The organism is Streptomyces sp. RPT161, from assembly GCF_027533845.1.
GTDB lineage: Bacteria > Actinomycetota > Actinomycetes > Streptomycetales > Streptomycetaceae > Streptantibioticus_A > Streptantibioticus_A silvisoli_A.
Genome location: NZ_JAPZVN010000010.1, coordinates 198,146 through 217,400 on the forward strand (window position 1 = coordinate 198,146; position 19,255 = coordinate 217,400).

Annotated in this window: 13 protein-coding genes and 1 pseudogene; 6 read left to right on the forward strand and 8 right to left on the reverse strand. The window is 70.0% G+C overall.

Translation table 11 applies throughout. From position 1 onward, the window contains the following. Positions 1-10: 10 nt before the first annotated feature. Positions 11-1,825 carry an FAD-dependent monooxygenase gene (locus O5O46_RS21220; RefSeq protein ID WP_269857085.1) on the forward strand — a complete coding sequence of 605 codons (1,815 nt, stop codon included), beginning with the start codon at positions 11-13 and terminating at the stop codon, positions 1,823-1,825. A gap of 393 nt (positions 1,826-2,218) precedes the next feature. Here the strand turns inward: O5O46_RS21220 and O5O46_RS21225 are convergent, their stop codons facing one another. From O5O46_RS21225 to O5O46_RS21240, 4 genes are all read right to left on the reverse strand, one after another. After that, complete coding sequence (locus O5O46_RS21225; protein WP_269857086.1) at positions 2,219-2,698, reverse strand: hypothetical protein; 480 nt, start codon at positions 2,696-2,698, stop codon at positions 2,219-2,221. A 341-nt stretch (positions 2,699-3,039) separates the two neighbouring features. Further along, a complete protein-coding gene (locus O5O46_RS21230; RefSeq protein ID WP_269857087.1) occupies positions 3,040-5,238 on the reverse strand; it encodes a putative Ig domain-containing protein in 2,199 nt (732 codons plus the stop codon). Positions 5,239-5,930: 692 nt separating this feature from the next. Next, positions 5,931-6,158 (reverse strand): hypothetical protein, encoded by a 228-nt coding sequence (locus tag O5O46_RS21235; RefSeq protein WP_269857088.1) that lies wholly within the window; start codon positions 6,156-6,158, stop codon positions 5,931-5,933. 459 nt (positions 6,159-6,617) lie between these two features. Further along, complete coding sequence (locus O5O46_RS21240; protein ID WP_269857089.1) at positions 6,618-7,616, reverse strand: 4,5-dihydroxyphthalate decarboxylase; 999 nt, start codon at positions 7,614-7,616, stop codon at positions 6,618-6,620. Positions 7,617-7,723: 107 nt separating this feature from the next. Between O5O46_RS21240 and O5O46_RS21245 the strand changes: the two genes are divergently transcribed. The 5 genes from O5O46_RS21245 (at position 7,724) to O5O46_RS21265 (ending at position 12,067) form a co-directional block, all read left to right on the forward strand. Next, positions 7,724-8,578 carry a LysR family transcriptional regulator gene (locus O5O46_RS21245; RefSeq protein ID WP_269857090.1) on the forward strand — a complete coding sequence of 285 codons (855 nt, stop codon included), beginning with the start codon at positions 7,724-7,726 and terminating at the stop codon, positions 8,576-8,578. Positions 8,579-8,806: 228 nt separating this feature from the next. Beyond that, positions 8,807-9,145 (forward strand): hypothetical protein, encoded by a 339-nt coding sequence (locus tag O5O46_RS21250; protein ID WP_269857091.1) that lies wholly within the window; start codon positions 8,807-8,809, stop codon positions 9,143-9,145. A 57-nt stretch (positions 9,146-9,202) separates the two neighbouring features. Further along, positions 9,203-9,787, forward strand: a complete 585-nt coding sequence (locus O5O46_RS21255) for a TetR/AcrR family transcriptional regulator (protein WP_269857092.1) — start codon at positions 9,203-9,205, stop codon at positions 9,785-9,787. A 76-nt stretch (positions 9,788-9,863) separates the two neighbouring features. After that, the gene (locus tag O5O46_RS21260) at positions 9,864-11,081 is read left to right on the forward strand and encodes an MFS transporter (RefSeq protein ID WP_269857093.1); all 1,218 of its coding nucleotides are present in this window, start codon (positions 9,864-9,866) and stop codon (positions 11,079-11,081) included. Between the two features lie 53 nt (positions 11,082-11,134). Beyond that, on the forward strand, positions 11,135-12,067 hold the full coding sequence (locus O5O46_RS21265; protein WP_269857094.1) for an MBL fold metallo-hydrolase: 933 nt from the start codon (positions 11,135-11,137) through the stop codon (positions 12,065-12,067). A 195-nt stretch (positions 12,068-12,262) separates the two neighbouring features. Here O5O46_RS21265 and O5O46_RS21270 read toward each other — a convergent pair whose 3' ends face one another. The 4 genes and pseudogenes from O5O46_RS21270 to O5O46_RS21280 all read right to left on the reverse strand — a co-directional run bounded on the left by O5O46_RS21270 (position 12,263) and on the right by O5O46_RS21280 (position 19,248). Further along, positions 12,263-16,840, reverse strand: coding sequence for a cation-translocating P-type ATPase (locus O5O46_RS21270; protein ID WP_269857095.1), 4,578 nt, complete (start codon positions 16,838-16,840; stop codon positions 12,263-12,265). Positions 16,841-17,163: 323 nt separating this feature from the next. Next, positions 17,164-17,275, reverse strand: a pseudogene (locus O5O46_RS35610) (IS701 family transposase); the annotation flags it as partial. A 310-nt stretch (positions 17,276-17,585) separates the two neighbouring features. After that, entirely contained in the window at positions 17,586-18,089 is a 504-nt protein-coding gene (locus O5O46_RS21275) for an RICIN domain-containing protein (RefSeq protein ID WP_269857096.1), read from the reverse strand. A gap of 97 nt (positions 18,090-18,186) precedes the next feature. Further along, the gene (locus O5O46_RS21280; protein ID WP_269857097.1) at positions 18,187-19,248 is read right to left on the reverse strand and encodes an ArsR/SmtB family transcription factor; all 1,062 of its coding nucleotides are present in this window, start codon (positions 19,246-19,248) and stop codon (positions 18,187-18,189) included. Between the last annotated feature and the right edge of the window lie 7 nt (positions 19,249-19,255).

A 19,255-nucleotide genomic window follows, 5' to 3' on the forward strand; every position in this document is an offset into this window, starting at 1 on the left:
GAGCCTGGTCATGGCCGATGTCGACGTACTCGTGGTGGGCGCGGGCCCGGTAGGCCTGACCGCGGCGGCCGAGCTGCGGCGGCACGGCGTGGACTGCCGCATCGTCGACCGGCTGGCCGTCCCGCAACCTTATGCCAAGGCCATCGGCGTCCTGCCCCGCACGCTGGAGGTGTGGGACGCCATGGGCCTGGTCCACGGGGCGCTGGACGTCGCGGTGCCGCACCTGGGCCAGTTGGTCTTCATCGACGGCAAGCCGGCCCCCCGGGTCGAGCTGACTCTGCCGCCCGACATCCCCTACCCCTTCGCCACACTGCCCCAGTACGCGACCGAGCGGCTGCTGGCCGAGCATCTTGCGCGCTTCGGCACGGAGGTGGAGCGGCCGACCGAGCTCCGCTCGGTGGAGATGCACCCTGACGAGGTCGAGGCCGTCCTCGCGCACGCCGACGGCCGGATGGAGCGTCTGCGCGCCCGCTACGTCGTGGGCTGCGATGGCGCGCACAGCCTGGTCCGCAAGGCGGCCGGGCTGACCTTCGAGGGCGACGCCTTCCCCGAGCAGTACATGATCGGCGACGTCGAGGTCGACTGGGAACTGCCCGCCGGCCACAGCATGCGGGCCGTGAACCTGGACGCGAACGGTGAGATGGACGACATGGTCGTCTGCATTCCGATGCCGGGCGTTCGGCGGTACTGGCTGTCGATGCTGCGCCCCTCCGCCCAAGCGGGAAGCGAAGACGGCTCGAGCGCGCCGGACGGGATGGGGGACGGCCAGGGACCGGACCTCGGCCAGATCCAGGCCGTGCTCGACCGGCTGTCCCCGCAGCCGACGACCGCCTCCACGCTGCGCTGGTCGTCCGCCTTCCGGATCAGCCACCGCCTGGTGGACCGCTACCGGAACGGTCGCCTCTTCGTCGCCGGGGACGCGGCGCACATCCACCCGCCGATCGGCGGGCAGGGTCTGAACACCGGCGTGCAGGACGCCTACAACCTCGCCTGGAAGCTGGCCCTGGCCGTCCGCGGTCTGGCCACGGACGACGTGCTGGAGAGCTATCACGCCGAACGCCACCCGGTCGCGCAGGAGGTGGTCAACCGCACCGTCCGCCATGCTCATACCGTCCGCCATGCCCGTACCGCCCGCCATGCCCGCTCCGGCCTCGGCAACAACGGGGACGACGCCGAGATGATGCTGCGGCGCCAGGCCCAGCTGCTGGTCGCCTACCCGGACAGCCCGTTGATCCAGCCGCAGGCGGCGGACGGCACACCCGCGGCCGGTCCCGCCCCCGGCGACCGGGCACCGGACTGCCGCGGCCTGCTGAGCGACCTCGCCACCTACCCGCGGCGGCTGTTCGACCTGCTGCGCACCCCGCGGCACGTGCTGCTGCTGTTCGCGGGCTCGGAGCACGCCTCGGGCGACGGCGCCGCCCGGCTTGAGGCCTGCGCCGCCGAGGCGCATCGCGCCGCCCATGGCCTGCTCGACGCCTATCTGGTCACCGCCGCAGAGGTACCAGAGGACGCCCGCCCGGTCGGCCTGCGCCCGCCGCGGGTGCGCGACGCGGCGGGCGAGTTCCGCAATGCCTATGCGCCGCGTGACGGCGAGGCCCTCCTGATCCGCCCGGACGGCTACCTCTCCGGACGCTTCCACCCGGCCGTACCGGAACACCTGACGGCGCATCTGCGCCGAACCTTCGTCACTCCCTCGGGCGGGCGTGGGGGCGGTAGGTATGACGTCGCTGGAGCGGACGGCGTATCCGAGGTTCAACAGGCTCGTCCCGGAACGGAAGTTGCGGGAGTTCTCGCCGTCGGCGGAGGAGATGACACGGGCACGTGAGCGCATGTATGCCCACCCGGCCGGGTCTTTGCACTGTTGGTGATGCTGAAGTCCGCCTCACGGCTGGGTCGTTTCCCTAAGGCCGGACAGCGTATGGCCGGGTTCCACGAACGGCCGCTGTTTGTACTGCTCGACCACTCAGCCAGTTGTTCGCGCGAACATCCCACGTTCATGCGCTCACCGTCGAACTTCAGGTTGACGGCGTGGATGTACGACGAGTCGGGACGAGGGGCATACCGCTCCGTGCCGTCCGAGACATGATTGCGTTTTATGCGTCTCGCCTTTCACGAGCGGCTGTGGTGATCTGCCCGCGCGCGGTGTCGGTTTTGTGGGGCGAAGGCCGGCGCCGACCGCTACTCCGCCGCACCGCGAGGGGTCGGTGGGCGGCGCGTATCACGTCCGGGCCTGGCCGTTGGCGCTGCGCAGGGCGTTGCCCACGTTCCATGTCAGGCGCATGCCGCCCTCGATCACGCTGGAGTCGGCCAGCCGCTGCGTCACCCCGCCGAAGCGGACGTAGGACTCGATGACCCATTCGGTAAGTTCGGCGGCGAGCCCTCCCACGACTGCGGTGGCGAGGGCGGGCCGCCGCCAAGCGCGCACCCACACCACGGCGGCCAGCAGCGGCAGGGCAAGCAACGCCCCGTCGGGTGCGCGTACGAGCGTCACCCAGCCGACCGCGCACGCGAGCCCCACCAGGTATCCGGGGCGCGGTCCTTCCTTGGTCGCCCGTAGGAACAAGCCCACGGCCGCCACCGCGCCGAAGGCCACCCATAGGTTGGGCATTACCTGGTTGCCGTAGTCGATGACGGGCATGGTCGCCGCCGGTGTCGGGGCAGCCCTGCTCGCGCCGAGCGCGATCGGCGCGTCCACCACCTCGTCGACGGCGGCTGACGGCTCAATCGCCGTGCCCCCGGGCTACTCGGCCCGGGTCTTCGCCTCCGGCGGGTCGCTGAGCAGCCCGGCCGCCACAAGCAAAACAGGCATAGTACTCCTCCGCGTTAGCCGAGTTGATCATGCGGCCCGGATACCGCCCGCGCTCCCGACTCGACATGGTTGCGCATCAACGCCAGCAACGAGGAGACGATCACCGTCAAGCGCATCTGTCCGGGGAACGCCGACCTACTAGGGCTGGCCGACCGCTGCGCGGGAGGCGTATGGGCCGGTCACGACAGAGCGGGGCTCCGTCGCGACCGGCGGGTCGCCTCAGCCGGGGGTCAGCTGAGCGTGAGAGCGGTGTCGTCGATGACGAACGACGTCTGCAGGGACTGGTCCTCGGTACCGGTGAAAGTGACCGTGACGGTCTGTCCGGCCAGGGATGATACGTCGAAGGTCTTCTGGCTGTAGGCGGTGGCGGCGTCAAGGTTGGAGTAGGTCGCCAGTGTGGTGCCGTTCGCCTTGACGGTGAGCTTGTCGTAAGCCGTTGTGGTCGTCGTTTCGGCGGTGTCGACGTGCAGGTAGAAGCTCAGGGTGGCCTTGCAGCCGGAGGGGATCGTCACCGACTGCGACAGGGTGTCGGTGTGCGAGGAGCCGTAGCCGTCCAGCCAGGCGTCCCACGTGCCGCTGTGGGTGGGCTCGCCCTGCGAGCCGTACTGCCCGATGACGCCGGAACTGGCCGACCACACCGTGTTGCCGGACTCGAAACCCGGGTTGCCGAGCTTCTGGCCGGGGCTGGTGCAGGTCCCGCCGCCGGCCGGGTTGACCGTCCAGGTGAAGGCGGTGGAGCCGGTGGCGTTGGTGTCGTCGGTGGCGGTGACGGTCACGTGATACGTGCCGGCGGTGGTGGGTGTGCCGGAGATCAGGCCGGTGCCGGAGGCGATGGTCAGGCCGGGCGGCAGACCGGTCGCGCTGTACGTGAGCTTGGCGGACGACGAGGAGTCGGTCGCGGTGGTCTGCAGGCTCGCCGCGGTGCCGACAGTGCCGGTCTGGTCACCGGGGTTGGCGACGGTGACGGTGTTGCCGCCGGGCGGCTGGCTGCCGCCGATCGGCAGGCCTCCGGTCGGCGCGTACATCGCCACGTCGAAGGTTGAGCCGCTGGGGGCGTGGGCGACCGGGATCACGGTGACGGCGTTGCCGCCGGACAGGACGGATGTCGAGATGTAGTCGCCGAACATCCGGCCCTGCGAGGTGTTCGGCAGCCAGGCCAGCGTCATGGGACCGGCGAGCTGGGTCGGCGCCGTCCAGGTGGTGCCGCCGTCGGCGGAGGAGACGTAGCCGGCGTAGAGCTGGCAGGTGGTGTCCGTGCAGGAGGCGTTCGGGTAGTAGTAGTACGTCAGCGCGATTCGGGCGGTGTTCCCCGAACTGCTGGGGTCCACGCCGATGCCTGGCACGAAGTGGTCGGCGGTGCTGGTGGCTGCGTCGATCGGCACGCGGGTCGGTGAGCTCCACGACGTGCCGTTCGTCGAGTTCGACATGATGATGTCGTTGCTGGTGCAGTTGGTACGGAAGCGGCAGTCGGACCAGACCACGTAGACCGTTCCGGAGGCGTCGATCTCCGCAGACGGCAGCGGCCCTTCGCGCAGGGTGTCCAGGCGCGACATGTCGGCGGCGTTGTCCTCCAGGCCCGCGACGGGGTGGTGCGCGACGGTGGCGATCTGCACGCTGGAGTCCCAGCTGGCGCCGCCGTTGCTGGAGGTGAAGGACCGCTCGCTGTCCTCACTGCCCGAGGCGAACGGCACGACCACGGTGCCGTTGGGCTGCACGACCGGCTGGCCGCCGAGCCCGCTCGGGCCGTCGGCCGGGCTCTGCTGCGCGCCCCAGGTCGCGCCGCCGTCGGTCGAGGTCCTCATGTGCTCGGCGTCACCGGAGTTGGCGTCGTCGTATTCGGTGTAGCAGTGGCCGTAGTACGGGCTGGACGGGTGGTTGTCGCAGACCGTCCAGTTCTTGTCGTCGAACGTGCCGGTGGAGATGCTGACCGGGTTGCCCCAGGTGTGACCGCCGTCCGTGGAACGGCTCAGCTCGACGTCGACGTTGTTGCCGGAGCCGATACCCAGCCAGGAGACCATCCACACGCCGTCCTTGGCGTCGTATGCCACGGAGGCGTCACTGGCCGCGGAGTACGAGCCGCCGGTGTTCGTGGTGGAGCCGGGCATGAACCCGTGCGTCCAGGTTTGCCCGCTGTCGGTGGACGTCGCCCACCCGATGTTGGACGCCCCGCCGCCGAAGACCCGCCCGACCTGGAAGGCGGCGACGATGGTGCTGCCGTAGCTGTAGGTGTCCGGCTCGACCTCGGTGGCGTGTTGGGCCTGCGAGTCGGAGTAAGGGTCACTGCTGACCTGGGCGAGGGCGGGGGTGGTGGCGTGGGGGGCGTGAGTGGCCGCTAAGGCCTGGGGGGCGAGCGCGGGGGTGGCGAACGCCATCGCCGCGGCCAGGACACCGATGAGGAGGGGTGTTCTTCCTCTTGCCAGTCTGGACATGTCTCTCCTGACATGCAGAGCGGTACCAGGGGGTGTCGGCTGCCGCCGATACAGGACAGCGGGATACTGCTGCCACCACCGCGCCCGGGGAAGGCAACGGCAGTGACGGGAACGCGACATGACGAACTCACGTCAGATGGCGCCACGGGATTGCGCGCGAAACTCCTTCAGCTTCAGGCGAGTTGGATGCCTCCGCTGGTTCGGCGGAATCAGGTGATCGCTGCAACGGCAGCACTGTGTTCCCGGTCCGGAGTATCAGCTGAGGTCTGGCCCTCGCATTCACCGCGACTGGTGACGAGGCCCGATCGCACTCCCCCTGCGCGGCCACAGAGCACAATCCGGATGGGCACTTGGGAGGACCTGGACGCCATTACCCGCTCGACCGCGGAGGCTCTGCACGTGGCCGGCGCGGAGGCTCACCAGCTCGCCCACCGAGTGGCCGAGCCTCGGGGCTCTTTTCAAAGGGCTACCAGGGCTGGCCTGGACGGTCACTCTTCAGTGGCAAACGGTCAAGGACCGTTTGCCACAGGACACGGGCCTTGCATTCGGCGGCCGCGCCGTCCACTGCACCTTCCGCGGCCCGTAGGCCAGTTGCTGCACGGCGACGCTGTTGCTGCGGTGGGCGCCGCCGTTGCACACGTCGCAGCCGTCGCAGTCAGGGCTGATGCCCAGGCCCGCGTCGCATGCCGAGGTTATCGACTTGGAACGGCGGGGCGTGCCAGAGGCACATGGTCGTTCTTGGCCTCGCTGGGCTTGCGGTGGGCGGTGAGGGTGAGGCTGCTGCCGCGGGCGATGCTGCCGGGAGCAAGTTCGAGGCCGGCATCGGTGATCAGGTGGCGCAGTTCGTGTTCGGTGACGGGGTGGGCGTCCTCATCGACGAGGGAGATCGTGAACAGGGCGAGGTGATCGGCCTCCTCCACCAACTACCGGTCCGACACCGCGCCCGCTGACTCGGCCCGCAGCCCGCGATACTCCAACGCATCAGCGCCGTCCGCAGTCAGCCCGCACCGCCCAACCACCCCGCAGTCGGGCGCAGGGACGAGCAGCTCGTCCCGGCCCCACGCAGCCAACCGCCCCAGCCCGCATCCGGCTCCCCGGCCTCGCACGTCCACCACGCGTCCGCTGCTGCCCGCTCGCGGACCGTATCCAGCAACTCCCAGTGCTGCGCGGGAAGTTACATCCCCGCCCTCTCTGGTGCTCACTGGAGCCGATCCCGCCGCAGCGCCAACAGTGGTGACGGGTAAACGGGTACACAGTCACCCGACGAAGGTCCGCAGTCAGCCCCCGCGTTCGAACCGAAGGGAGCTGACCCAACGACAGCTACAACTCTCTCCGCGCTACGCCCTCGTAGGTGTCAACAACGTCATGACCCACGACTCCTAGGTATCGAGCAGTTCCGGGGCGAAGACGTCCTCGATCCTCCACTGACGGGCGGACAGGCCCTGCTCCCAGTGGTAGCGCAGGTAGGTGTCGAGGGCGGTCCGGTTGGCCGCGATGCCGTAAGGCCACCAGTCCTCGGGGAACAGTGCGTCGTTGCGCTCGACCAGGGCGTTCATCCACGGGACCATGGTCTGGACCTCGTACAGCCTGCGGTTTTGGCGGTAACGGTCGGCGGCGACGTCCTTCGCTTCGGAGAAGGCGCGGTAGACGTGGCGCGCGATGCCGGGGCGGTCCCGCAGAAGATCCCGTCGGACGACGATCGTGTGCATGATCGGGAAAACACCGGTTCGCCGATAGTAGTCGCGCTCCAGCGGCTCGAAGTCGGGGAACAGCCGGGCGACGTTCGGTGATCCGTCGAGCACGCACTGCGGGACGTTCGCCGAGAACAGGGCGTCGATCTCGCCCGCGTCGAGCATCACGCTCAGTGTCTTTCCCTCGGGCGCGACGGTCAGGTCGACTTCGGCCGGATGCGGATGCGGGATGAAGTCGAAGGGGGCCGAGGGGTGTTCGAGGCCACCGATCACCCAACGGCTCTCTTCGGGCTTGAACCCGTACTCGTCCATCAGGATCCCTTTGGCCCACACGCCGGAGTCCTGGCCGAAGGTGCCGAACTCGCCAATGGTCTTGCCCGCGAGGTCACCCGGCTCGGTGATCCCGCTGTGGGTGTTGACGAAAACGCACGAGTGCCGGAACACGCGATTCGGGAAGATCGGCAGCGCTACGAACGGCAGGCCGGTCTCCAGCAGCCGCAGGTAAAACGTGAGCCCCAGTTCGGCGACGTCGAACTCGTTACCACGGATCAGTCGGTCGAAGATCTCCGGGAGGGTGGCAGCGGTTTTCATCGTGATGTCGATGCCGTCGGCGCTCACGCTCCCGTCGAACAGCGACCGTGTCGTGTCGTATGGGAAGCACCCGACCGTCAGAGCGGGGTTGGTCATGTGGATCACTCCTCGTCGGCCCTACGGCTTCCCATCCTCGGCCGTCGCGGGACCTGCTGTCCAAGACCCTCTCTGCACGTCCGATACCCCACGGGTATCGTGTTGAAGTGGACCTTCGCTCGCTCCGCTACTTCGTCGCCGTCGCCGAGGAACGCCACATCGGCCGGGCGGCGGGTCGACTGCACATGACGCAGCCGCCGCTCAGCCGCGCGATCCGACAGCTTGAGGACGAACTCGGCGTCATCCTGTTCGAGCGCACCTCCAAGGGCGTCGTCCTCACGCCCGCCGGAACGGTCTTGTACGACGAAACGGGTGCGTTGCTGAGGCAAGCCGACCGGATCCGCAGCCGAGTGACCGACGCGGCGGGGACGGCGACCCTGGCCGTCGGCACGCTGGCGGACGCGGCCGAACAGGTCGGCGGTCGGCTGGTCCCGCTCTTCCGGGAGCGGCATCCGCACGTGAACGTCACCATCCGCGAATCCGACCTCGGTGACCCGACGGCCGGGCTTGGCGCCGGGCTCGTCGACGTGGCGATAACCCGAACTCCCTTCGATAACACCGGCATCGCTACGCACGTCTTGCGCTCGGTACCGGTCGGCGTGGTCATGCGTGACGACGACCCGCTCGCCCGTCGTGCTTCGGTGTCCTCGGCCGAACTCGCCGGGCGCCGGTGGGTCCGGCTGCCGGACGGCTCCGATCCCGCGTGGACCGCGTACTGGACCGGCGGTGGGCAGGACGACGCGTCGCCGACGGTGCGAACGATCCAGGAGTGCCTGCAAGCGGCCTTGTGGAACGGAACGTTGGCCGTTGCCCCGGTCGACCAGCCGCTACCCGTCGGCCTGGTCGCAGTCCCGCTCAGCGATCGCTCGCCGAGCGATCTCGTCGTGGCCTGGCCGAAGACCGGGCGGAGCCCGCTGGTCCGCAGCTTCGTCCAAGTGGCCGAGAACTGCTGGGGCCTGTGAACTGCGCACTCTGGAAGCCCGGCGGCCAACAGGTGCAGGACGTGAACGGCGTTGGCGCGCCCAGACGGGTAGCGGTCCAGGCCGAACCGCATCCCCGTGCGGTGTCCTGGAGGGGCCAGTGAGGCGAGGCGCAGGGCGGAAGAAATGTCCTGGTTCCTGACCACCATCGCCGCCCGCAGAGGGCGCTCACCAATGAGCCTCACGGCTGCGCGCTCCAGCGATGCATGGGTGGTTCCGAACATCACATCGACCAACCACGTCCTACGGGGCGACACCGAAGGGCCGTCGCGCCGAGTGCACGAGCCGCGGCTGGCCGACGACGAGCTGGTCGGCGGCGATCTGATAGGGACCGTGGTGCGGGAGATGCGGTCGGACGTGAGGCTGTACAACGGCACGTGCCACACCGAAGCGGTGGGACTTCGACCGCTGGTCGAGCTCGGTGAACTCGCTCAGCTCGCCGGGCGGGTGGCCACCGACAGCGGCGCGGAACCACTATCGGGGGCCGGCGAGGCAATCCGGTCGGCACGTCGGAACCGCGTGCCGACCGGACGGGATCGGCTCCCCTGACCGTTGAACTGAGCCGACGGCCCGCCAGACGCAACTTCTTCGCGTTAAGCTGTGCGCATGAGTACCCGAGCGACCACTCGCCCCGGCGGGCGTAGCGCCCGCGTCCAGCAGTCCGTGCACCAGGCCGTCCGAGAACTCGAGGCGGAACTGGGGCGGGATGCGCTCACCGTGCCCCTGATCGCCGCCCGCGCGGGGGTCACGCCGTCCACCGTCTACCGGCGCTGGGGGGACCTGCGGGAACTGCTGTCCGACGTGGCCGTCGAGCGGTTGCGCCCCGACACCCCGCCGGCGGATCACGGCAGTCTGCGGGCGGACCTGGAGGCGTGGACGGTGCAGTTCGCCGAGGAGATGTCCTCGACAGCGGGCCGCACGTACATCCGCGACGCCCTGGTGGGCGACCCCGAGCAGGGCAACGCGGCCCGCTGCTCCGACTACGCCGCCGAGCAGTTGAAGGCCCTCGGCGTGCGCGCGGCCGGGCGCGGGGAGGCCGTGCCCGACGTGGAGACACTGCTGGACGTCGTCGTCGCCCCCCTGATGTATCGGATCCTGTTCCGCCCCTCGGATCTGTCCGCGGCCTACACCGACCACCTGGTAGCGACGGCCCTCGGCCGCACCGCACCCCTCTCGCCGCCTAAAAGCTAAATATTTGCGTTTGAGGCGGACGTGAGCCTAGAGTGCTTAATGCAAAGCATTCGCCTTAAGGCTCAGAGGTGCTTCCATGACCAGCGTCACAGCCCTGCCTTCCCGCCGCCGCCCGCCCGTGCTGAGCCACCGTGTCGCCTTCCGGCTCCACGCCTCGGTCCTGGTCGGCCTGCTGGCTGCCTCCAGCGCACCGACCCCGCTCTACGCTCTCTACCAGGCCGCATGGCACTTCTCGGCCATGACGCTCACCGTCGTGTTCAGCGCCTACGCGCTCGCCCTGCTGGTGGCCCTGCTGACCGCGGGCACGCTCTCGGACCACTTGGGCCGGCGCCCCGTCCTCGCCGGGGCGCTGCTGGCGCAAGCCGTCGCGATGGCCATATTCGCCACCGCCCAGGGCGTGCCGGCGCTGATCGCCGCCCGGATCCTGCAGGGCCTGGCCACCGGCGTGGCCACCAGCGCCGCCGGAGCCGCCCTGCTCGACTTCGAGGCCCCCAACCGCCCGGGCCGGGCAACGGTCGCCAACAGCATCACCCCCGTGGTCGGCATGGCAGTCGGCGTGCTGGCCGCCACCGCCCTCGTGCAGTACGCCCCCGCCCCCACCCGAACCGTCTACCTGGTGCTGCTCCTGCTCTTCACCGCGCAGGCCGCCGCGGTCCTGCTCACTCCCGAGACCGCCCGCCCCAACCCCGGCGCCTGGCGCTCACTGCGCCCCACGATCACCGTCGCCGCCGCCTCCCGGCCGGCCATGGCGCTCGCCGGGCCCGGCATCGTCGCTGCCTGGGCACTGGGCGGCTTCTACTCCTCCCTCGGCCCCTCGCTCGCCCGGCTGATCGCCCCGCACGCCGCCCGCGCAACCGACGGCCTGGTCTTCTTCACCCTGACGGCCGCGGCCGGCCTCGCCGGCCACGCCGCCCGAACGCTGCCCGCCCGCATCGTGAGCCTCGTCGGCACCGCGTTCCTGATCCCGGGGTCCCTGCTGACCCTGAGCGGACCGCAACTGCACAGCCTTCTCGCCCTGTTCACGGGCACCGCCCTGGCGGGCGCGGGCTTCGGCGCCGTCACCCAGGGCGCCCTGCGCCTGCTGCTGTCCCCGGCCGCCCCGGGCGAACGCGCCGGCACGCTCGCCGCCTACTACGTCCTCAGCTACCTGGCCATGAGCATCCCCGCCGTCCTCGCCGGCCTGCTGACCAACCTGTACGGCCTGCAGACCGCCGTCTCGCTCTACGCCGTGACGGTCATCCTGCTGACCCTGATCGGCCTCACCCGCGCCGTGCGACAGCCGCGCACCGCCTGACCGAGTCCTACCCTTCCGCGCCGCCCTGCCCTGCCCACCGAAAGGACCCACCGATGAGCACCGCCACGCCCCGTCAGGCCACCCCCTTCACCAGCACGGGGTGGAGCCTCGGCGACATCGCCGTACGCCGCGTCGACGAGATCGAACTGCCGCGGCAGACCGGACCCTGGTTGCTGCCGGACGCCACCAAGGAGGTGCTGGACGAAGCGTCCTGGCTGCGGCCCGACTTCGCCGACGCCGACGTCCCCCGCCTGGCAAGCCACAGCTTCGCGGTGGAGTCCGGCGGGCTGCGGATCGTCATTGACACCGGCATCGGCAACGCCAAGCCACGCGCCAACCCGGCCTGGAACGGTCTCGACACCGACTTCCTGGAGCGCCTGGCGGCGGCCGGCTTCCCGCCCGAGTCCGTGGACCTGGTGATCACCACCCACCTGCACACCGACCACGTCGGCTGGAACACCCGCCTCGTCGGCGAGGACTGGGTCCCCACCTTCCCCAACGCCCGCTACCTCACCAGCCGCACCGAATGGGACCACTGGGCCGCCACCGACCTGGACGAGGCCCGCCGTCAGATGTTCCGCGACTCCGTCACCCCCGTCCGCGACGCCGGACAGTACGACCTCGTGGACGTGCCCCAGCAGGGGCGCGAGGTGGCGCCGGGCATCTTCCTGGTCCCGGCTCCCGGCCACACCCCGGGGCAGGTCGCCGTGGAACTACGCGGCAGCGACCGCCAGGCGCTGATCACCGGCGACAGCATCCACCACCCCGTGCAGCTGTCCCACCCCCACGTGAACAGCTGCGTCGACATCGACTCCGCCCAGGCGGTCCGCACCCGCGGGCGGCTGCTCGACGCCCTCGCGGACACCGACGCGCTGCTCCTGGGCACCCACTTCCCGCAGCCCACGGCCGGCACCGTCCGCCGGGACAACGGCCGCTACCGGCTGCTCGCCGAGCACGGCAGCGAGATCCCGACCAACGCTGCCTGACCGCGCGACCGGGCCTTGGTCCACCGCGTCTGCGGGACGGTCTGGGGCCGCACGGGGCCCAGGCCGTCCCGTCACTCGGACTTCGCTGGCACGCGTTTCCCCCGATCTCAAACCAGGTCCTCGACCCACAGCCCCCGATCACTTGGTCAAAACTCAGGACGACGGGGACGTCGCCCGGTACTCGCGTGAGGTTGCTCAGGGAGTCACACGCGCGAGGGAAGGCATTCTTGCGGTGGCCTCGGACAGGAGTCGTTCAACTGACGGCATGGCTTTCGGGCCGATGGCGGCAACGCCGACAGCAGCGGCCACCCCTGTCCAGGCCACGGGTCCCAGGGGTGTGCAGCCGAAGAAGTGGCTGAGCCCGGGTGTCTGTACCAGGGCGGCCAGGGCTGCGGCGGAGCCGAGTGCGGTGGTCAGCACCAAAGGGCTGCGCCCTCGTCCGGTGAGGGTTTGGGTGAGTTGGGCGCCGACCAGTCCGCACAGGGCCATGGTGCTGGTACGCCGGGCTGTGCCGGGGGTGAGGGTGCCGATCAGCCAGGCTGTGCCCGCGCCGAGCCCGGTGACGATCCCGCGCTGTCGGATCTGACGGGTCAACGGCTTCCCGAGGGCGGCGACGCCCACGGGAGCCAGCTCCTCGTGCTCGGTTCGCCTGCTCGGCTCGGGATCCGGCTCGTCCTGCGGAGTGACGGCGACGGCCATGGCGGGGAACATGTCGGTGAGCAGGTTGACCAGCAGGAGCTGACGGGTCGACAGAGGTGAGGCACCGGTGATCAGGGTGCCGAGCACGGTGAAGCCGACTTCTCCGGCGTTGCCGCCGATGAGGATGCTGATGGCGTCGGCGACGCTGCGCCACAAGGCCCGGCCCTCGTCGACGGCGGCTACCAGGGGTGTCAAGTCGTTGCCGGTGACGATCAGGTCGGCGGCGTTGCGGGCAGCTGCGGAGCCGCGTACGGCGATGCCGATGCCGACGTCGGCGGCGCGAATGGCCGCGGCGTCGTTGGCTCCGTCGCCGACCATCGCCACCACTCGTCGGGCCTCCTGCAGTGCTTCGACGACCTGGAGTTTCTGTTCGGGTGCGACGCGGGCGATGACTTGGCAGTCGGCCAGCAGGCGCGCTCGGCCTGCGCGGTCCAGGGCCGCCAGTTCGTCTCCAGTGGTCACGGTGACGTCCTTCGGCCACCCCAGGCTGAGAGCGATGGCGCGGGCGGTGTGCGGATGGTCTCCGGTGAGCATCACCGGCCGTACGCCGGCATTTGCCAGGTCGGAGATCAAGGGCGCGGAGCTGGCTCGGGGGGTGTCGGCGAGTGCCACGAACCCGACCAGTTCCAGGGCCTTCAGTGGCTGGTCGAGAATGTCGGCCGTCTCGCCGGGCTCAAGCCGGCGCTGCGCGACGGCGAGGATCCGCAGTCCTTCGTCGGCGAGGGTTCGTGCGGCGGTGGGGGCAGTCTCGGCGACGTCTTCGCAGCAGGGCAGCACCAGTTCCGGGGCGCCCTTGACGATCAGCATGCGTGTGCCATCAGCATCGTGGCCGATCGCGCAGGCGTAGCCGCGGCTGGCCTCGAACGGCTGGGCCTCGGCCTGGACCCAGTGCGGATCGGGCGGGGCGGCAACCAGGATGGCTTCGTCGGTGGCATGGGCGTGGCCGGCTTCACCGTTGCTCTGCGGGCAGGCCCGGGCAGCCGCCCGCACCACCGGCTCCGCCTGAGAGGTATCCGCCGCGAGGGTGGTGCCGTCTGCGGTGACGGCGTGTAGGAGGCGCAGTCGGTTCTCGGTGAGGGTGCCGGTCTTGTCGAAGCAGATGGTGTCCATGCGGCCGAGCGCCTCCAGAGCGCGGGGGGTGCGGACCAGGACGCCGTGGCGGCTGAGGCGGCGCGCCGCGGCCATTTGCGCCACCGTGGCCACCAGCGGCAGACCTTCGGGGACTGCGGCCACCGCCACGGCGACACCGCCGCTGACGGCTTCCCGAGCCGGTCGTCCGCGCAGCAGCGACAGGGCAGTGACCGCTGCCCCGCCAGCCAGCGTGAGGGGCAGCACTTTGCGGGTCAGCTCGTGCAGGCGGGCCTGGACGCCCTTGGCGGAGGTGGAGCGTGAGGCCAGGTGGGCTGCCCTGCCGGCTTCGGTCTGCTCGCCGGTGCCGACCACGACCGCCCGCGCGTGTCCGGCAACCACGGTGGTTCCCTCGAAGACCATGCAGCTGCGGTCCGCGACGGCGGCTTGCGGGGTAGCGGCAAGCTGCTTGGGCGTGGGAAGCGACTCGCCGGTCAGTGAGGATTCATCGACTTCCAGATCAGTGAGCTCCAGTAGCCGGGCGTCCGCGGGCACAACGTCGCCTGTGCGCAGCTCGATCACTTCACCCGGCCTGAGCTTGACGGCGTCGACCGTGTCCGCAGGCGCGCTGCCCGATCGGGTGGCGCGGCGGGCCAGTTGCCGTTGACCGGTCGCCAGGGTGGCCAGTGCTCGTTCGGCGCGCAGCCGCTGCACCCCGCCGACGACGGCGTTGACTGCCATGGCGCTGGTCACCAGCAGCGCGTCCACGGGCGCTCCCAGCACTGCGGATGCCGCCGCGCCGACGGCAAGGACCGGGGTGAGCGGATCGTCGAGCTCGGCGCGCACTGCGGTGACCAGACGTGCCGTCAGGCGGGCGGGGGTGAAGACCGGCAGCCGGAGCAAGGTACCGGCCCTCTCACGGACGGTGGCTCGCAGAACGGACAGGCCGCCGGGGTTGGCGCGGGGCGTGGCGGCCAGCCGGGAAACGGCTTCTTCGGGTTGCAAGGCGTGCCAGGGCACCCTTGGGCGGGGGCGGGGTGCCGCTGTGGTGGCAACGCCCGTAGCGGCGCGCCATCCGGAGACCAGAGCCGCGGCCGCGGCGACGTTGACTGGGCTGAGGCGCGGACCCCAAGCGAACAGGGCCCGTTGGGCTGGGGATGTGCCGGTCATGACCACGAGCCCGGACAGTGCGGCGCCGGCTTGGGCGAGGATCTTGGCGTGTCGGCCGGTCCTGCGCGCGGCGGGGATGGCTGCCAGCAGCCGCCAAGCCCCCTGAAGCCCGTCCAGCGTGAGGGCGTCCGCGCCCCACACCACCGCGCTTCGGGCGTCGGTGACCGCCACAGCAAGGTCGCTGGCCAGGAGCCCCGCCACGATGTGCTGGCGGTCTGCGTCCAGTTCCTGCTGCACGTGGTTGTCCTCGGGTACGCGGGCGATGGCCATGACCACCCGTCCCTGCTCACGCAAGCCCTGTACGACATCCGCCAATGGCCGCTCACCGGGGACGACTTCGTCGGCCAGCGCTGTGAAGTCACCGAGCGAGGCGTCCTGCGGTACCACCACATACAGCCCGGCGCGGCGTGCCGCGTCCAGTACCGGCTCGGCCAGCGGATCGAGTTCGCACCCGACCAGCACGGTGCCGATGTCCTCACCGTGCGCGGAGGCGATCATCAAGCCATCGGTCTCGGACGGCCCTTGGTCGGGAACCGGACGCAGCGCGACCGCCGACTCGTCCCAAGGTGTGCTTGGAACCTCGGGCGACTGCAATGCCGCGGTGGCAGCATGCCAGAGCCGCTCATGGTCCCACTGCGCGGCGTTCGGATGCACCTCGAGTACGGTGCGCCGGGTGCTGCGCAACGCTTCCGGATGGAGCACCACGGTATCCACGCGCTCCAGTTGCCGTAGCCGATCGGTGTCGCGAACCAACACGTCCTGGCGAGTCAGAACGGCGGCCAGTGCCGACGTGAAAGCCACCGGCCCGTAGCGGGCAGCCTTCGGTGAGCCCGCCAGTATCGCCTCAGCAGCCTGCCTCGCGTCACGGGTGAACAACAGCGTCGCGGCCGCGCCGACCAGACTCCCGGTCACGGCCTGATCCGCGTACTCCTGCCCGGCGGACCGGCCGATCGACGGGCGAGGGGCCCGCTGCCCCGACACACTTCGACGGTCCGGGGCACACAGCGAATCGTGCGCGGCATCGAACGCGGCACCGCGGGCAAGAGCCTCCACCAACTGCCCGGTCCGCAAAGCCGCATCCAGCACCAAAGAGCCAGGCGACTTCCCGAAGCCGTGGGCCGTCGCGTTGGCCGCAGCCAGCACCACCTCGGCACCCGAGGTCCCCAGCCGACGGTGCAGCACGGCCCGCACCCGGGAGTCTTCCCGTACCAGCGTCACCGCGGCGGTGACCAGCCGGGGAGAACTCCTCAGCCGCATCGTCCGCGCGGTCACCGCAGTTGCGATCCCCACCGCATCACACGCCAGGGCCAACGCACCGGACCGCACCCCACCGGTGCTCCCCGGGTGTGCCCGTTCCAGCACCGGTACTTCCGGCCGCTCAAGTCCGTACCGGGCCGCCAGCCTCTCCGCCTTGCGCACAACCCGATCGGTGAGCGCGCCCTCGCTGACCTGTATCACCAGCCGTGCCAGCCCGCCGTCCCAGTAGGCGGTCACCACCTCCGGGTGCTCTGCCAGCGCGACCGCCATGCGCTTGGCTGCCACCTCCAGCCCGCCGCGCCCGGTAAAGTCCGGGCTCCGCCGCAGCGCCACATGCATCCGGGAGCCCGCCCGCCATTCAACTGCCCCGGGTAGCACGGCATTACGGACGACCCGGCCGGCCCTTACCGCCGTGACGGAGGCCTCCGCCGTGGCACGTACCCCCGCTTCCGCGATGTCGATCGCCGAACGGGCCGCAGCGCCGGCCATGGGGATGGCGCGGCATGCGACCTGAACAGGAGCGGTCAGCGCAAGGTCAAGTCCCGCTGCCGGCAGGCGTGTCAGCAAGCGCAGAACCATGTCTTACCCTTCACGAAGAGTCTTCCGGTGGTGCGGCCTGGCCAGCGGGATCGCGGCGCAGGGTAGCTGGCTGCCTACCCGCTGCGCCGCGCATGATGCGCCCTGTGGGGTCGAGCGGGTTGTCGGCCCGGCGCGCCGGAGCCCGCAGGTGAAGAACGTCGGCCGACCACCGACGGACCGGGTGGGTACGGCATTGCGCCGGAGGCGAGGGAGTCACCTGCGTGGATGGGTTTCTTTCGCTGGGGACGGCCAACGAGGCCTTAACGAACCGCAGTCGGCCGCAAGTCGGGCTACGGTTTCCAGCGGCTTCCGGCCACGCAGGACGTCAGGCAGGCGTGGGCTGCCATGGCCAGCGTCATGCGGCGGTGCCAGCCGGTTAACGGCAGGCTCGGTAGTCGTCCAGGCCGCACTCCTGCTGGCCGTCTGGAAACACTGCGGGTTCCAGATTACGTAATCATCCGGCCTGTTCAAGTGGCACGTTGGTACGCGTCGAGATCTCAGTTAGCGCCATCCGCGATCAGCCCAAGAACCCCGATGCTCCCAACTCCACTCATCACTCACGCCCGCACCCCGGCGCGCGCGGCGTCCACGATCGCGTCGATCTCGATGATCGCCTCCTCTCCCCCCGTCGACCACGCCCCCCAGCGCCTGAAACCGCGCCGCACGGGCCGGGTCACGCTGAGGGCAGCGGCGTGTCGGTGCCTCGCCTGTTGTGGAAGGGCGAGGCACCGACGCTGTCAGGAGATCAGCTCCAGTTCTGGTACGGCTGGCCGTTGCACGGGTACGTACGGAAGCCCAGGTTGCTGTCGTCGATGCACCGGCCCGTGGCCTGGTTTTTGAACTGGAGGAAGCCACCGTTGCGGCTGACGAACCAGCTCTGGTACGGCGTGTCGTTGCACGGGTAGGTGCGGAAGCCGAGGTTGCTGTCGTCGACGCAGCGTCCCGTGGCCTGGTTCTGGAACCTGCGGGTGCCGTCATTCCACACGTGGACGGTCCAGTTTTGGAAGGGCTGCCCGTTGCACGGGTAGGTGCGGAAGCCGAGGTTGCTGTCGTCCATACACCGCCCGGTGGCCTGGTTCTTGAAGGTGTTGATGACGTCCAGAGGCACCGCCACGCTCTGTGAGGCGCCGCCCGGTGCGCTGTTCACTGAGGGCGTGGCGGGTTCCGCTGTGGCCGTACCGGCGAGGCCGGCGACGGCGAGCAATGCCGCCGAGGACGCCAGGGCCGCGGTTCGGATTGGTGAACGCATGTGCTCTCCCCCTTGTGAGTGGTTGTGCAGGCACGATGTCTTCCGCTCTTTCGGCGGTGCCTGCGGGCGGTATCGACGATGCCGTACCCGCCCGGCTCTACTCGCGGGCAGGTTGTGACCTTTCGCCCAGAACCGAAACGATCTCTGCGGAGCAGTTCGCCGGAACGCGTATCGGACGACCGCAGTGCAGCAGTTGGAGCCCCAGGCTGGTGAGGGTATGGCAGACCGAGCGCCGGTACCGGTGGCTGATGACCAGACCGGCTTGGCGAAGAGTTGTGGTGTGTTCGCTTGCCGTGGCGGGTGAGACACTCAAGCGAGCGGCGAGTTCGGTGGTTGTACACCCTTTAGCGATCGCTTCGAGGGCGGCGGCCCGAGTGCGGCCCAGCAGTGCCGACAATGGCCGACAGGACGGCTCCCCGACCGTTGTCCCGTCGGCCGTGTCCCAACCGAGTTCGTGGTCGATGGGGTACACCAAGGTCGGTGGCAGTTCGGGGTCGCGCAGGCAGATGGGTCTGCGCCAGCAGAAGAAGGACGGGACCAGGAGCAGGCCCCGCCCGTCCAGATGGAGGTCCCGATCGCAGGGGCCATACGGGAGGCTGAGCACCGTGCTGTTCTGCCAACGCATTGACGGGTGGAGGCCCGACAGCATCTGCCCAAGACCGTGATCGGCGAGCACCCGCGCGCGATGTGAACGGTCCGCGTCCACACCGAAGTTGATGTGCGCCCAGTGAGGGGCGAGAGCGCGCTCGTAGTAGGCCTGCAGCGCCACACCGAGTTGACGCAGGGGCTCGGTACGCCCGTCGGCAAGGGCGTGGGTCCACGCGGTGAGCGGCTGCTGCGCGGCGAGAAGGGTGAGCTCCGAACGCAACCGCGTTGGCGAGGTGGACAGAACCGAGTCGATGCCTGCCCCCAACTCCACGGTGCCGGTGGGAGTGAGGAAGTCAGGCGAGTACCCGCGGGGTGGTGCCAGAGACGCCAGTGGGGCCACCGTGGCATCTGGTCGGGCGCGTAGACGCGCCCTCCACTGGCCGAACACCACTGCGCCTTCTTCGCGTTGCTTCAGTAAGTGGAGGCTGAGCAGGATCTCCCACATCGGGTCCGGTGCCAAAGCGATCCGCGTGCGCGTGAAGTCATCGGTGGTGAAGTGGATACGAAGCATTGCAGCA